Here is a 13,580-nt window from a genome sequence, read left to right as displayed (position 1 = left end):
TGGAGGAGGTGGGGAGACGGACAGGCTGCGGGCATGAATCGGGACCGGTACGTCGACTTTCTGCGGGCCTGGGCGATCCTGCTCGTCGTCGCGGGGCACTGGCTGATCACCGGGCTGGTGCGGCTGCCGGACGGGACGATCCGTGCGCCGGAGTTGCTGGTGGCCGTGCCGTGGACGCAGTGGCTGACGCTCGGGTTTCAGATCATGCCGCTGTTCTTCCTCGCGGGCGGGTACGCGGCGGGCGGGTCCTGGGAGCGGGCGCGGGCCGCCGGCGGGACGGCCGCCGGGTGGGTGGGACAGCGGGCGATACGGCTGCTGCTGCCCACGGCCGTGTACAGCGGGCTGGTGCTCGTCGCCCTCGGGATCTGTCTGGCGGTCGGGGTGGACCCCGGGACGATCGCGCTCGTGGGGTGGGCCATGGCCATGCAGTTCTGGTTCCTGCCGGTCTACCTGCTGCTCAGCGCGCTGACGCCCGTGCTGTACGCGCTGCACCGCCGGGGCGGGCTCGTCGTGCCGGTCGTGGGCGGGGTGGGCGCGCTGGGGGTGAGCTGGCTGGTGGCCGCGACGTCCGGTGCGGGGGCGGGAGTTGTCGGGGCGGTCAACTATCTGCTGGTGTGGGGGGTCGTCTATCAACTGGGGTTCTGCTGGCGGGACCGGCTGGTCGGGCGGGGGCCGCTGGTGCCGGCCGGGATGGCGGTCGGGGGTGGCGTGGCGTTCGCCCTGCTCGTCGGGGTCGGGCCGTTTCCGGTCAGTCTGATCCTGGTGAGCGGTGAGGAGCTGAGCAACACCACTCCCCCGTCGGCGGCCATGCTGGCCTGGGCCGTCGCCCAGGTGGGGCTGGCGCTGCTGGTCGCGCCCCTCGTACGGCGGATGGTCGGGCGGGCCAAGGTGGGGCGGGCCGTGCGGGGGCTGGGGGCCGCCAGCATGACGCTGTACCTGTGGCACATGCTGCCCGTGCTCGTCGTCGCCGCCGCGTTCTATCTCACCGGGCTCGCGCCGCAGCCGCCGTACGGCTCGGCGGGCTGGTGGCTGCTGCGGGTGCCCTGGCTGGTGCTGCTGGGGCTGGTGCTGGGGTTGCTCGTGCGGGCGCTGCGGCCGCTGGAACGGCGGCTGGCACTCACCGCGGCGCGTGTCCGTCCCGGTGCGGCGGTGCGGGGGTCCGGTGCCTGGCGGGTGTGGGCGGGGGTCGCGGTCAGCGCCTGGGCGTTGGCCTACTTCGCCGGGCACGGGTTCGCCCACGAGGGGCGGTTCCCCTGGGCGGCCGCCGTGGGGCTGGCGGTGGGGGTGGCGCTCGTGGCGGACCCGGGCGGGCGCCGTCAGGAGCGGGGCGACGAGAAGAGCGGGGGGAGGGCGGCGCGGGTGGGGGCCGTGTGACGCGCCGGGTCCGTGGCCGGGCTGCGGTCCGGGTCATGCCGTGCGTTTGCGGGCCGCCGTCTTCTTCGCGGTCGTCTTCTTCGCCGTCGCCTGCTTGGCGGTCGTCTTCTTGGCCGCCGTCTTCTTCGCCGTCGTCTTCTTCGCCGTCGTCTTCTTCGTGGCGGACGTGCTCTTCGCCGCCGCCTTGCGGGGCTGGGTGCCGGCGGACGTCGACTTCTTCGTGTCCGTCTGCTTGGGGGTCGCGCGGGACGACTGCTTGCGCTGCGGGAGGGATCTGACCTCCGCCTCCTTGTCCTTGTCCTTGGCGGGCCCCTCGCCCCGCGACTCCTTCGCCGCCCGCACACTGCTCTCCAGCGCCGCCATCAGGTCCAGGACCTTGCCGCCGGACGGGGGCGCGGGGGCCTCCGGGGGTTCCTCGCCGGCCGCCTTCGCGGCGACGAGTTCCTCGACCGCCTCCCGGTACTCGTCGTGCAGATCGTCCAGGTCGACCTCGCCGAGGGTGTCCATCAGGGCGTCCGCCAGGTCGAGTTCCTTGTCGCGTACGGTCACCGAGGCGTCCGGGGCGACACCCTCGGGGGCGCGGACCTCGTCGGGCCAGAGCAGGCCGTGCATGGCGATCGCGTCGCCGACCACCCGCAGCATGCCGAGCCGCTCCCGGCCGCGCAGGGCGTACTTCGCGATGGCGACCTTGTTGCTGCGCTTCAGCGCCTCCCGGAGCAGGGTGTACGGCTTCGCCGCGGGGGCGCCGCCCGCCTGGAGGTAGTACGCCGCGTCCATCTGGAGCGGATCGATCCGCTCGGCCGGCACGAAGGCGACGATCTCGATCGTCTTCGCGGTGGGGATCGGCAGATGGGACAGGTCCTCCTCGGTGATCGGGATGATCGACCCGTCGGCGTCCTCCCACCCCTTGCCGATCTCCGCGGAGCTGACCTCGCGGTCCTCCAGTTCGCACACCTTGCGGTAGCGGATGCGGCCGCCGTCCTCGGTGTGGATCTGGCGGAAGGAGATCGTGTGGTTCTCGGTGGCGTTCACCAGCTTGATCGGGATGCTGACGAGGCCGAAGGAGATGGCGCCGTTCCAAATGGATCGCACGTGCGGCTTCCTCCTGTGCGGGCGGCTGTCCGGTCGACGAGGACAGGTCGAGGACACATCGGGCGTCATGTACCGGTTTCGTGTGATTCTCATGGTATGACGCCGATCACAGAGGTGGAGGGGCGGAGGCTCGCGCTCAGCAATCTGGAGAAGGTGCTGTATCCGGCCACCGGGTTCACCAAGGGTGAGGTGCTGCACTACTACGCGAGCGTGGCCGACGTCCTGCTGCCCCATCTGCGCGACCGTCCGCTGTCCTTCCTGCGCTATCCGGACGGGCCGGACGGGCAGGTGTTCTTCGCCAAGAACGTGCCGCCCGGGACGCCCGACTGGGTCACCACCGCCGAGGTGCCACGGTCGGAGGGGCCGGCGCGGATGGTGCTCGTGCAGGATCTGGCGACGCTGGTGTGGGCGGCGAACCTGGTCACCGAGTTCCATACGCCCCAGTGGGTGATCCAGGATCCCGGGCAGGCCGACCGGCTTGTCTTCGACCTCGATCCGGGGGCGCCGGCGACGGTCGTGGAGTGCAGCGAGGTCGCGTTGTGGCTGCGGGAGCGGCTGGCGGCCGACGGGATCGAGGCGTACGCGAAGACGTCCGGGGCGAAGGGGCTGCATCTGCTGGCGGCGGTGCGGGGGGCGTCGTCCGAGCGGGTCACGGAGTACGCGAAGGAGCTGGCCGTGGAGGCGGAGGGGGCGTTGGCGGGGCTGGTGGTGTCGCGGATGACGCGGAGTCTGCGGGCGGGGAAGGTGTTCGTCGACTGGAGTCAGAACGCGGCGCGGAAGACGACGGCGGCGCCTTATACGTTGCGGGCGCGGGAGGAGCCGACGGTGTCCGCGCCGGTGACGTGGGAGGAGGTGGCGGAGGTGACCGAGTTCCGGGGGCCGGGGCGGTTGGTGCTGGGGGCGGGGGATGTGGTGGGGCGGGTGCATGAGTACGGGGATCTGTTGGCGCCGTTGCTGGATGTGGATCGGGCGGCGCCGGTGCCGGGGCCGTGAAGTGGGGCTTCTTTCCGGGCGGGCCTTTTTTTTCTCGCCCCCGCCGCCCCTACCCGTCCCGTCCTCCAGGGGCGCTGCCCCTTCGACCCCGTGCTTCGGGGGCTGCCGCCCCGGCCCCCGCTTCGGCCCTGAACGGGCCTCGTCCTCAAACGCCGGACGGGCTGGTGGGATCGGACGAGGTCCGCGTGAGGTCGAACGGGCTGCTTGGCTCACTTGCCCCACGTTCTGCGGTCCCGTGCCATCGCGTGCAGGCCCTCCACGTCCGCCGGTTTCAGGACTCCGCCCAGGCGGGTGAGGGACGGGAGGTCCAGGTCGGTGAGGATGCGGACCTCTCGGGGGGCCGTGGTGAGCACGACCTCCGTCGGGGAGACCAGGGCCAGGATCGGGCGGACCTCGGCCGTCAGGGCGTGGGAGGCGCGGTCGGCCGTGGTGCGGAGCCGGCGGAGCAGGGGTTCCGGATCGCGGCGGCCGACGGCTATCAGGGGGTCGGCCACGCGGACGCGCTGCTTGCGGGCCTGGAGGGAGTGGACCGCGAGGAGGCCGCCGGGGCCGATGGCCAGATGGTGGACGCGGTCGCCGCCGGGCAGCGGGACGGAGTGGAGGGTGTGCCAGCCGGCGCCGTCGAGGGCGTCCAGGGCCTCCCCGACGGTCTGTTCGGCGGCCAGGGCGCGGCGGCGCGGGTCGGTGCGGAGGCGGTGGGCGGGGCCGGGGTCGCGGTCCAGGGCGATCAGGAGGGCCTCGCCGGGGCGGTTGGGGGCGAGGTCGTCGTCGGGCGGGAGGGCGAGCCGGGCCAGTTCCGCCGGGGTCGGCACCGGGGGCGGGCCCACCGCGACGGGGCCGGTCAGGAAGGGGCCCAGGGCTTCGAGGACGTCCTCCCTGCGGTCGTCGCGGAGCAGGTTGACCCGGGCCGCCTCACGGTCGTACCAGGCGATGTTCCTGCCGTCGGTGAGACAGACGTACAGCCGCTCCTGGCCATGCCGCCAGGTCGGTACGACGCGCAGTCCGGTCATGCGTCATCACCCCTTTGACCATGGGACCAGGAGGGGCGCTCCAGGGGCAAGAAGGCGGTTACGTCCGGGCGGAGTTGGGAAGTTCCTCCAGAAGCACGTTGAGCACGTTGCGCATGTTGCAGGCCCTCGGGGAGCGCGTTGGGGAGGCGCTGTTGCGGACCCGCAGGAAGCAGCCCGACGTACCGGCGCCCGGAAGGCCGTGGGACGAGATCGTGCCCGGTCTGTGGATGGGCGGTCATGAGTTCCGCGGCCGGACCGGGCAGCGGGAGTCCGCCGTGGTGCGGGACGAGTTCGATCTCGTCCAGACACTGCTGCGGCTGCCCGGGTACGGGCCGGATCCCGGGGTGGAGCACCATGTGTGGCCGATTCCGGACGGTCCGCTGGACGGCACCCAGCTCGCCGGGGTGATCCGGCTGGCGCAGGCCGCGGGCGACGCGCTGGACGCGGGGCGCACGGTCCTGGTCCGCTGTTACAGCGGGTACAACCGGTCGGCGCTGGTGGTGGCGCACACCCTGGCCCGCCGGGGGCACTCGGCCGACGAGGCGATCCGGCTGATACGGTCGCGGCGCTCGCCGTGGGCCCTGCACAACGAGCTGTTCGTCGCGTACCTGCGGGCGGGACTGCCGACGGCCAGGCTGCTGGAGGAACTGGCCGAGTGACCGTGAACAATCGTTTCATCGACCCGCTCCCGCCCGGTACGCAAAAAGGACTTCCCTACGAATAAGGTGTACGGGGCCCCGCAACACCCTGCATCACAGGAGTCCCGTGCCACCCCGTCGCCCCGTCCGTACCGCCCTCGCCGCAGTGGCCGTCGCCCTGCTGGCCCCGGCCGCCGCGGCCTGCGGTGACGCCGGCGGGCTGGAGGGCGCGGGGGCCACCCCGACCGCCGCCGCCCCCGACAAGCTCTGGCCGGAACTGACCCCCGCCTCCAGTCCCGCCTTCGAACTGGGCGAGGTCGACACCAAGGTGATCAAGGGCGTCACCGTGCCCGGCGGCGACATCCGCGCGGTCGACCCGGTGCGGGTGGTGGCGAAGGAGATCTCCGCCCACCCGGACGAGTACGCCGACGGCACGTACGCCGAGACCGCCCGGCGGATGGCCGACTGCGGACGCGCCGGCGAGGACGGGTCGGGCGACTCCGGGGACCGGGGGCGGGAGCGCTGTCCGGTGCTGCGGGCCTACTACCGCGATCTCACCGGCGACGGCCGCGACGACCTCACCCTCGGCTTCCGGAAGCTCCCCGGCAACCTGACCGCCGTGCGCGTCTACACCGTGCGGGGCGACCGGCTCGTCGAGGTCATGGCCTACGAGGACGCCGTCAGCGGGGTCGAGCTGGCCGGACGGTCCGTGATCATCCGGGCCCCCTCGGAGGTCGCCGGGTACGAGTACCGGCTCCAGTGGACCTGGGACCCGCAGCAGCGGGCGATGCTGCTCACCCACGACGAGATGCTGCGGACCGGCGGCCACCAGCGGTCCCCGCGCCCCAAGGGGTCCTCCGCCGCCCCCTCGCCCTCCGGCTCCGCGAGCGGCCGATGAGGCTCGCGCTGCCCGGGTGGTCCGGCACGCTCGCCGTGAAGGCCGCCCTGTTCATCACGGTGATGTGCTGCGCGCTGGCCGCCCTGCTCGGCGTCCTCGTGCACGTCTCGGTGACCAACCAGACCGTCGGCCAGGCCCGCGATCTCGCGCTGGCCCGGCTGGACGACGCGACGACGGCGTTCGAGGCCGGGGAGACCCTCGCCCCGGGCGCCGGCCTCGACCCGCCGGGGCTGCCCGCCTCGCTGCGCGCGCTGGCGCTGTCCGGGGAGCGCGGCACGGTCGTCGCCGATCACCGGGGACGGCCCACGATGTGGGCGGCCGGTCCGGTGGACGGCGGCCGGACGCTCGCCGTCCAGGTGGACTACGCCCAGAGCGCCCGCACCATCGAGGGGCTCGACCGGGCGATCCTGTGGTCGTCGGGCCTGGCGATCGGGGCGACGCTGCTGGTCGGCGCGTTCGCGGTGACCCGGGTGACCCGGCGGCTGCACACCACGGCACAGGTCGCCCGGCGGATCAGCGCGGGCGACCTGGACGCCCGGGTGGACGACCCCCGCGCGAAGGACACCGGCCGGCCGCAGGACGAGGTGGCCGCGGTCGCCGCCGCCCTCGACACCATGGCGGCCACGCTCCAGGGCAAGCTGCTGAGCGAGCAGCGCTTCACCGCCGATGTCGCCCATGAGCTGCGCACCCCGCTGACCGGGCTGCACGCGGCGGCCGAGCTGCTGCCGCCGGGCCGGCCGACGGAGCTGGTGCGCGACCGGGTGGCCGCGCTGCGCACCCTGACCGAGGACCTGCTGGAGATCTCCCGGCTGGACACCGGGCGCGAACGCGTCGAGCTGGACGCGGAGGAGCTGGGCGCGCTGGCCCGGCGGGTGGTGCGGGCCTCGGGCACGGACACCGAGGTCCGGGTCGTACGGGACGCGCGGGTGGAGACCGACCGGCGGCGGCTCGAACGGGTGCTCGGCAATCTGGTCGCCAACGCGCACCGGCACGGGCGGGCGCCGGTGGAGCTGACCGTGGACGGCACGGTGGTCACCGTACGGGACCACGGGGACGGCTATCCGGAGTACCTCCTCGCGCACGGGCCGCAGCGGTTCAGGACCGAGGGCGGGGCGAAGGGGCACGGGCTGGGGCTGACCATCGCGGTCGGACAGGCGGAGGTGCTGGGCGCGCGGCTGACGTTCACCGACGCGGCGGACGGCGGGGCGGTCGCGACGCTCACCCTGCCGTCGGACTAGCCCGGCCGGGGGCCTGAGCACCTATGGCCCAGCGTGACGGGCGACAGCCCGGCCGCGCTCCTAATGTGGCGATTAGTCAGTTTCGATCCCTGTACGGAGGTATCGCCATGTCTCTGCGCCGCTCCGCCCTCGCCCGGCTCGCCATAGTCACCGCCGCCGCCACGCTCGCCGCCTCCGCCGCCGTCGCCCCCGCCGTCGCCTCCGACCGGGACGGGAACGGCAATGGGAACGGGAGCGGGAGCGGGAACAGCTCCAGCCAGTGGGGCAACGGGAACGGCAATGGGAACGGCAACGGCAACGGCAACAGCTCCGGTGGCGGTAACACCCAAGGCCAGGGCGGCAACTTCCAGAATCAAGGCGGGAACGGCGGGAACGGCGGCAACGGGAACAGCGGCAACTGGCAGAGCCAGGGCGGCAACGGCGGTAACGGCGGCAACAACCAGCGCCTCTACCGTGGCCGTGTCACCGCCGACCAGCTCCTGCTGCGCAGCCGTCCGACCCGCAACAGCCAGGTGATCCGGGTCGTCCACCGCGGCGACGTCGTGCGGATCTTCTGCAAGACGCCCGGTCAGAACGTCCAGGGCAACCCCCTCTGGTACCTCCTCACGGACGGCACCTGGGCCTGGGGCTCGGCGCGGTACATCGACAACATCGGTGAGGCGCCGCGCTGGTGCTGACCGTCCATCCGCCCCCAGGCCGAGGTCACAAGGAGCCCCATTTGGGTAGGTTCCGGACATGACGCGAGCCGGAGTGGGCGCCGGGACCGGTGCGCGGATCACGGTGGCGGCGGCCGACGCGCCCGCCGCCCCGGTCCGCCTCCCCCGGCGCCGGGGCATCGAGCTGTCCCTGATCGTCCTGGCCGTCCTGCTGTCGGTGTACGGCTACTGCGCGGTCGGGCTCGCCAGGACCGGCACGGTCCCGCCCGGCGCCGCCGGCTACGGCGCCGGGCTCGGCGTGCTGGCGCTGCTGGCCCACGCAGCCGTACGGCTGCGCGCCCCGTACGCCGATCCGCTGCTGCTGCCCATCGGCGTGCTGCTCAACGGGATCGGCCTGGTGCTGATCTACCGGCTGGACCTGGAGACGCCGGGCGACCGGGGGGCGCCCACCCAACTGGTGTGGTCCACCCTCGGCGTCACGCTGTTCATCCTGGTCGTGGCGGCGCTGCGGGACCACCGGGTGCTCCAGCGGTACGCGTACGTGTGCGTGGTGGCGGCGCTCGCCCTGCTCACCCTGCCGATCCTCTTCCCGGCCGTGAACGGCGCCCGGATCTGGATCAGGATCGCCGGATTCTCCATCCAGCCGGGCGAGTTCGCGAAGGTGCTGCTCGCGGTGTTCTTCGCGGCGTACCTGGCGGCGAACCGCACGGCGCTGGCGTACGCGGGCCGCAGGTTCTGGTGCGTGCAACTGCCGACCGGCCGGGTGCTCGGCCCGATCGTGGCGATCTGGCTGCTGAGCGTGGGCGTGCTGGTGCTGGAGCGGGACCTCGGCACCTCGCTGCTGTTCTTCGGGCTCTTCGTGGTCATGCTGTACGTCGCCACGGGCCGCACCGGCTGGATCGCGGTGGGGCTGCTGCTGGCGTCGCTGGGCGCGGTCGCCGTGGGCCGGCTGGAGCCGCACGTCCACGGCCGGATCGAGGACTGGCTGCATCCGTTCGCCTCGATCGAGGCGGGACTCGGCCCCAACCAGCTCGCCCAGTCGCTGTTCTCCTTCGCGGCGGGCGGCACCTTCGGCACCGGTCTCGGTCTCGGCCACTCGCATCTCATCGGCTTCGCCGTGAAGTCGGACTTCATCCTGGCGACGGCGGGCGAGGAACTGGGCCTGGCCGGGCTGTCGGCGCTCTTCCTGCTGTACGGGCTGCTGGTCGAGCGCGGCTTCCGGGCGGGGCTGGCCCTGCGTGACCCGTTCGGGCGGCTGCTGGCGGTCGGGCTCGCCTCGATCGTGGCGCTCCAGGTGTTCGTGATCGCGGGCGGGGTGACCGGGCTGATCCCGCTGACCGGGATGGCGATGCCGTTCCTGGCGCAGGGCGGCTCCTCGGTGGTCACCAACTGGGCGATCGTGGCGCTGCTGATCCGGGTGAGCGACTCGGCGCGACGGCAGCACGACGGGAAGGCGGCGCCATGAGCGGCCGGGCGGCCGGTACGGCCCCTTCGACGTCCGGGGTGGTCGTGACGTCCGGGGCGGCCCGGTGACCCGGCACATCCGGCACGCGGCCTTCTTCTGCGCGCTGCTGCTGGTGGCCCTGCTGGTCAACGCGCTGCGGGTGCAGGTGGTGCGGTCCGGTGTCTACGACGGCAACCCGGCCAACCGGCGGGACTCCATCGCCCGTTACGGCCAGCCCCGCGGGGACATCCTGGTGGGCGGCGCCGCGGTGACCGGCTCCCGGGACACCGGTGAGCAGTTGCGCTTCGAACGGACGTACCGCGACGGGCCTTTGTACGCGCCGGTGACCGGCTTCGCCTCGCAGGAGTACGGGACGACGTTCCTGGAGCACACCGAGGACGGGGTGCTCTCGGGCACCGATCCGCTGCTCGCGCCGTTCCCGCTGTGGAACGACATGACCCGGGGCCGCCCGGCCGGCGGGCACGTCGTCACCACCCTCGACGAGCGGGCCCAGCGTGCCGCGTACGAGGGGCTGCACGGCCGCAAGGGCGCGGTCGCGGCGGTGGAACCGGCGACGGGGCGGATCCTGGCGCTGGTGTCGAGTCCGTCGTACGACCCGTCGGTGCTGTCCGGGAACGACGCCGGGGCCGAGCGGGCCTGGGCGCGGCTGAACGGCGATCCGGACCAGCCGATGCTCAACCGGGCGGTCCGGCAGACGTATCCGCCGGGGTCGACCTTCAAGGTGGTCACCGCGGCGGCGGCGCTGGACGCGGGGGTGATCCGGGATCTGGACGAACCGACGCTCTCCCCCGCGCCGTACACCCTGCCGGGGACCAGGACGCGGCTGACGAACGAGGGCGAGGGCTGCCGGGACGCTCCGCTGCGGGTGGCGTTCGAGTGGTCGTGCAACACGGTGTTCGCCAAGCTCGGGGTGGACGTGGGGCTGGCCCGGATGACGCGGACGGCGGAGGCGTTCGGCTTCAACCGGGCCGATCTGCGGATCCCGTACACGGCCGCCACGAGCACCTTCGACACCTCGCTGGACCGGGCGCAGTTGGCGCTGTCGTCGATCGGGCAGTACAACACGCGGGCGACGCCGTTGCAGATGGCGATGGTGTCGGCGGCGGTGGCCAACGGGGGGCTGCTGCGGGATCCGTACCTGGTGGAGCGGACCACCCGGCGGGGCGGGGCGACGGTGGCCTCGGCCGGGCCGCGTCCGGCGCGGCAGGCGATGCTGCCGTCCACGGCGCGGCGGATGCGGGAGCTGATGGAGAACGTGGTGCGCGAGGGCACCGGGACGAACGCGGCGATCCCCGGCGCGGTCGTCGGCGGCAAGACCGGCACCGCCCAGCACGGGGTCGGCAACGCGGGCACGCCGTACGCCTGGTTCGTGTCGTGGGCGCAGGGCGAGCGGGAGTTCGAGCCGGGGGTGGCGGTCGCGGTGGTGGTGGAGGACGCGTCGGCGCGCCGCGGGGACATCACCGGGGGCGGGGTCGCGGCGCCGATCGCCCGGGCGGTGATGGAGGCGGTGCTCAGCCCGTGAGACGGGGGGTTCACGGGGCGGTCAGGAGCGTCCTACGGTGCGCGCATGACTGATGCCCGCCTCGAACTCGCCCAGGTCAACATCGCCCGCCTCAAGTTCCCTCTGGACTCGCCCGAGTTGAAGGATTTCGTCGACGCCCTCGGTCCGGTGAACGCGGACGCGGACGCCGCCGCCGGGTTCGTGTGGCGGCTCCAGTCGGAGGGCGGTGACGCCACCGACGTCCCGGTCTTCGGGGACGACTGGCTGATCGTCAACATGTCGGTGTGGCGGGACACCGACGCGCTGACCGCGTACATGTACCAGGGCCGGCACCGCGAGATGCTGGCCCGGCGCCGGGAGTGGTTCGAGCGGGTGCGGGAGGCGATGACGGCCCTGTGGTGGGTGCCGGCGGGCCATCGCCCGACGGTCGCGGAGGCCGAGGCGCGTCTGCTGCACCTGCGGGCCCACGGCCCGGCCCCGTACGCCTTCACCCTGCGCACGTCCTTCCCGCCCGGCGGCGCGGACCCGGTCGCCTTCACGGCCCCGCAGGAACTGGGCTGCTCCGTCTAGGAGTTGCCCCTCCGACCGTCACGGCAACGGAAGCCGGAAGAGACCGGACGGCGACGGGCGCCGGTGGCCGCAGTCGATCTCCTCGCCGTCCTCGTCCCCGACGAACGCGTGCGACGGGGCCCACACGGTGACCGTGCCGGGCTCGTGGTCCACCTCGAAGAGGCCCGCGTCCTCGGCGGTGAGCGCCCAGATCACGAAGGTCTCCCCGGGCCGCAGCCAGTGGTCGCTGCCGTACGGTTCGAGGATCAGCTCCAGAAGTTCCTGTCCACGGTTGGTCACCCGCAGCGCGGCGACCGGACCCGCCCCGCCCGTCACGCCCGCCCCCCGACACCGGCCAACGCCTCCCGCCGCTCCAGCCAGACCCCCGGCACCCCCTCGACACCGGTACGCGCCGCCACGACACCACCGGCGATCGCACACGCGGTGTCGACGTCCCCGAGACCCTCGGCGGCGGCCCACAGGGCGGAAACCAGGTCACCGGAATGCCGGGCGGCACACCAGAGGGCGAAGGGGACGGTGTCGTCGGCGCGGACGGGGCCCTCCCGGACCGTACTGTCGGGGGTGCCTGTGGTCACCGCTTCCAGGGTCGGTTCCCGTCGGACGGAGGCCGCCGTGAGCCTCACTTTGAGGTCCTCCGGGTGGGCGTGGGTGACCTCGGTGGAACGGACGGTCTGTTCCGCAACCCGGTCGGGGCAGGTGTGGAACCAGGCGCCCGACGGCGCCACGCGCATCGCCTCCCCTTTTCCGGCGCTGCCTCCACCCCCGAACAGCTCACAGACCAACTGGAACCAGAAGTCAGGCTCCCGGTGGAGTCGGAGCAACGTGCGCCGGATCTCGCCGTGGCCGTCGAGAACCCGTAGGACCCCGAGAGCCATCGCCGTGTCGTCGGTCCAGTACCAGTGGGGCTCGGGCGGGGTGCGGCGGGCTCGGATCTCGGCGTACGCCTGGCGTGGTGGGCGGAACAGGGGGAACCAGCGTTCGCCGAAGGCGTCCCCGAGGGACAGGCCCTCCAGGCTGCGGCGGGCGGTGGTGGCGGGGTCCACGCGGCCCCCTTCCCCCGACGGCGTCTCCGGACGCGGTCAGTCTCGCACGGGCGTGCGAAGGGAGGGGAGGAAGTGAGAAGTCCGCGCACGGGGATTGACGGGCTTACTGACAAGCAGTCTCATAAGAGCCATGACGACCCTCACGGATGCAGACGCACTGGAAGGGCTGCGGGACGCGCTGGGCCTGCTCAAGGACCGGGAAGAGGTGGCCGAGCGGCTGCTCGCCTCCTCCGCCAAGCACTCCTTCGACCCGGACAAGGAACTCGACTGGGACGCCCCCTTCGAGGACGGCAAGTGGTTCTGGCCGCCGGAACTCGTGTCGCTCTACGACACCCCGATGTGGAAGCGGATGAGCGAGGAGCAGCGGATCCTGCTGTCCCAGCACGAGGCGGCCGCGCTGGCCTCGCTGGGCATCTGGTTCGAGATCATCCTGATGCAGCTCCTGGTCCGGCACATCTACGACAAGTCGGCGACCAGCGCGCACGTGCGGTACGCGCTGACCGAGATCGAGGACGAGTGCCGGCACTCGAAGATGTTCGCCCGGCTGATCGCCCAGGGTGACACCCCCTGGTACCCGGTGAGCCGCGCGCACCAGCAGCTCGGCCGCGTTTTCAAGACGATCTCCACCACCCCCGGCTCCTTCACCGCGACCCTGCTCGGCGAGGAGATCCTCGACTGGATGCAGCGGCTGACCTTCCCGGACGAGCGGGTCCAGACCCTGGTCCGCGGGGTCACCCGGATCCATGTCGTCGAGGAGGCCCGGCATGTGCGCTACGCCCGTGAGGAGCTGCGCCGCCAGATGGTGACCGCCCCGAGGTGGTCGCAGGAGTTCACCCGGGTCACCTCCGGCGAGTTCGCGCGCGTCTTCTCGGTCGCCTTCGTCAACCCCGACGTGTACACGAACGTCGGCCTGGACAAGCGCGAGGCCCAGGCCCAGGTGAAGGCCAGCGGGCACCGCCGCGAGGTGATGCAGACCGGCGCCAAGCGGCTGACGGACTTCCTGGACGACATCGGCGTGATGCGCGGCGTCGGCCGCCGCCTGTGGAAGTCGTCGGGACTGCTGGCCTGACCGTGCGCGGTCCGCCGGGCCGGCACCGCACCC

14 protein-coding genes are annotated in these 13,580 nt (G+C 73.0%); 10 read left to right on the top strand and 4 right to left on the bottom strand.

All coding sequences use genetic code 11. The annotated features are described in order from the left end of the window. The first annotated feature begins 33 nt into the window (after positions 1–33). Entirely contained in the window at positions 34–1,374 is a 1,341-nt protein-coding gene (locus G6W55_RS25405) for an acyltransferase (protein ID WP_175523148.1), read from the top strand. 33 nt (positions 1,375–1,407) lie between these two features. Here G6W55_RS25405 and G6W55_RS25400 read toward each other — a convergent pair whose 3' ends face one another. Continuing rightward, positions 1,408–2,466, bottom strand: a complete 1,059-nt coding sequence (locus G6W55_RS25400; RefSeq protein ID WP_309243815.1) for a Ku protein — start codon at positions 2,464–2,466, stop codon at positions 1,408–1,410. A 96-nt stretch (positions 2,467–2,562) separates the two neighbouring features. Here G6W55_RS25400 and ligD point away from each other — a divergent pair, with 96 nt between their 5' ends. Next, entirely contained in the window at positions 2,563–3,459 is an 897-nt protein-coding gene (gene ligD / locus G6W55_RS25395) for a non-homologous end-joining DNA ligase (protein ID WP_175523146.1), read from the top strand. Positions 3,460–3,668: 209 nt separating this feature from the next. On the opposite strand, the gene G6W55_RS25390 is transcribed toward ligD, so the two are convergent. After that, positions 3,669–4,469 (bottom strand): nuclease-related domain-containing protein, encoded by an 801-nt coding sequence (locus G6W55_RS25390; protein WP_175523145.1) that lies wholly within the window; start codon positions 4,467–4,469, stop codon positions 3,669–3,671. 152 nt (positions 4,470–4,621) lie between these two features. Here G6W55_RS25390 and G6W55_RS25385 point away from each other — a divergent pair, with 152 nt between their 5' ends. The 7 genes from G6W55_RS25385 (at position 4,622) to G6W55_RS25355 (ending at position 11,435) form a co-directional block, all read left to right on the top strand. Next, positions 4,622–5,128 carry a dual specificity protein phosphatase family protein gene (locus G6W55_RS25385; protein ID WP_030784361.1) on the top strand — a complete coding sequence of 169 codons (507 nt, stop codon included), beginning with the start codon at positions 4,622–4,624 and terminating at the stop codon, positions 5,126–5,128. 106 nt (positions 5,129–5,234) lie between these two features. Continuing rightward, positions 5,235–6,005 carry a hypothetical protein gene (locus G6W55_RS25380; RefSeq protein WP_175523144.1) on the top strand — a complete coding sequence of 257 codons (771 nt, stop codon included), beginning with the start codon at positions 5,235–5,237 and terminating at the stop codon, positions 6,003–6,005. Further along, positions 6,002–7,243, top strand: a complete 1,242-nt coding sequence (locus tag G6W55_RS25375; protein WP_175523143.1) for an ATP-binding protein — start codon at positions 6,002–6,004, stop codon at positions 7,241–7,243. The genes G6W55_RS25380 and G6W55_RS25375 overlap by 4 nt, the downstream gene beginning before the upstream one ends. A 107-nt stretch (positions 7,244–7,350) precedes the next feature. Next, positions 7,351–7,920 carry an SH3 domain-containing protein gene (locus G6W55_RS25370; RefSeq protein ID WP_175523142.1) on the top strand — a complete coding sequence of 190 codons (570 nt, stop codon included), beginning with the start codon at positions 7,351–7,353 and terminating at the stop codon, positions 7,918–7,920. Between the two features lie 58 nt (positions 7,921–7,978). Next, positions 7,979–9,364, top strand: coding sequence for an FtsW/RodA/SpoVE family cell cycle protein (locus G6W55_RS25365; protein WP_175523141.1), 1,386 nt, complete (start codon positions 7,979–7,981; stop codon positions 9,362–9,364). Between the two features lie 64 nt (positions 9,365–9,428). Beyond that, positions 9,429–10,886, top strand: coding sequence for a penicillin-binding transpeptidase domain-containing protein (locus tag G6W55_RS25360; protein WP_175523140.1), 1,458 nt, complete (start codon positions 9,429–9,431; stop codon positions 10,884–10,886). Between the two features lie 45 nt (positions 10,887–10,931). Beyond that, positions 10,932–11,435 carry a DUF3291 domain-containing protein gene (locus G6W55_RS25355; protein ID WP_175523139.1) on the top strand — a complete coding sequence of 168 codons (504 nt, stop codon included), beginning with the start codon at positions 10,932–10,934 and terminating at the stop codon, positions 11,433–11,435. Positions 11,436–11,453: 18 nt separating this feature from the next. On the opposite strand, the gene G6W55_RS25350 is transcribed toward G6W55_RS25355, so the two are convergent. Together G6W55_RS25350 and G6W55_RS25345 are read right to left on the bottom strand one after the other, a co-directional pair. Then, on the bottom strand, positions 11,454–11,750 hold the full coding sequence (locus G6W55_RS25350; protein WP_175523138.1) for a hypothetical protein: 297 nt from the start codon (positions 11,748–11,750) through the stop codon (positions 11,454–11,456). After that, a complete protein-coding gene (locus G6W55_RS25345) occupies positions 11,747–12,478 on the bottom strand; it encodes an ADP-ribosylglycohydrolase family protein (RefSeq protein WP_175523137.1) in 732 nt (243 codons plus the stop codon). Before G6W55_RS25345 ends, G6W55_RS25350 begins: the two co-directional genes overlap by 4 nt. Before the next feature lie 130 nt (positions 12,479–12,608). On the opposite strand from G6W55_RS25345, the gene G6W55_RS25340 reads away from it, so the two are divergent. After that, positions 12,609–13,547, top strand: a complete 939-nt coding sequence (locus tag G6W55_RS25340) for a diiron oxygenase (RefSeq protein WP_030784337.1) — start codon at positions 12,609–12,611, stop codon at positions 13,545–13,547. The last annotated feature ends 33 nt before the right edge of the window (positions 13,548–13,580 follow it).

Origin of the sequence: Streptomyces sp. CAI-85 (assembly GCF_013363615.1) — a bacterium.
Taxonomy (GTDB): domain Bacteria; phylum Actinomycetota; class Actinomycetes; order Streptomycetales; family Streptomycetaceae; genus Streptomyces; species Streptomyces antibioticus_B.
Note: the sequence above shows the minus strand (reverse complement) of the source record. Positions and strands in the feature narration are given on the sequence as shown.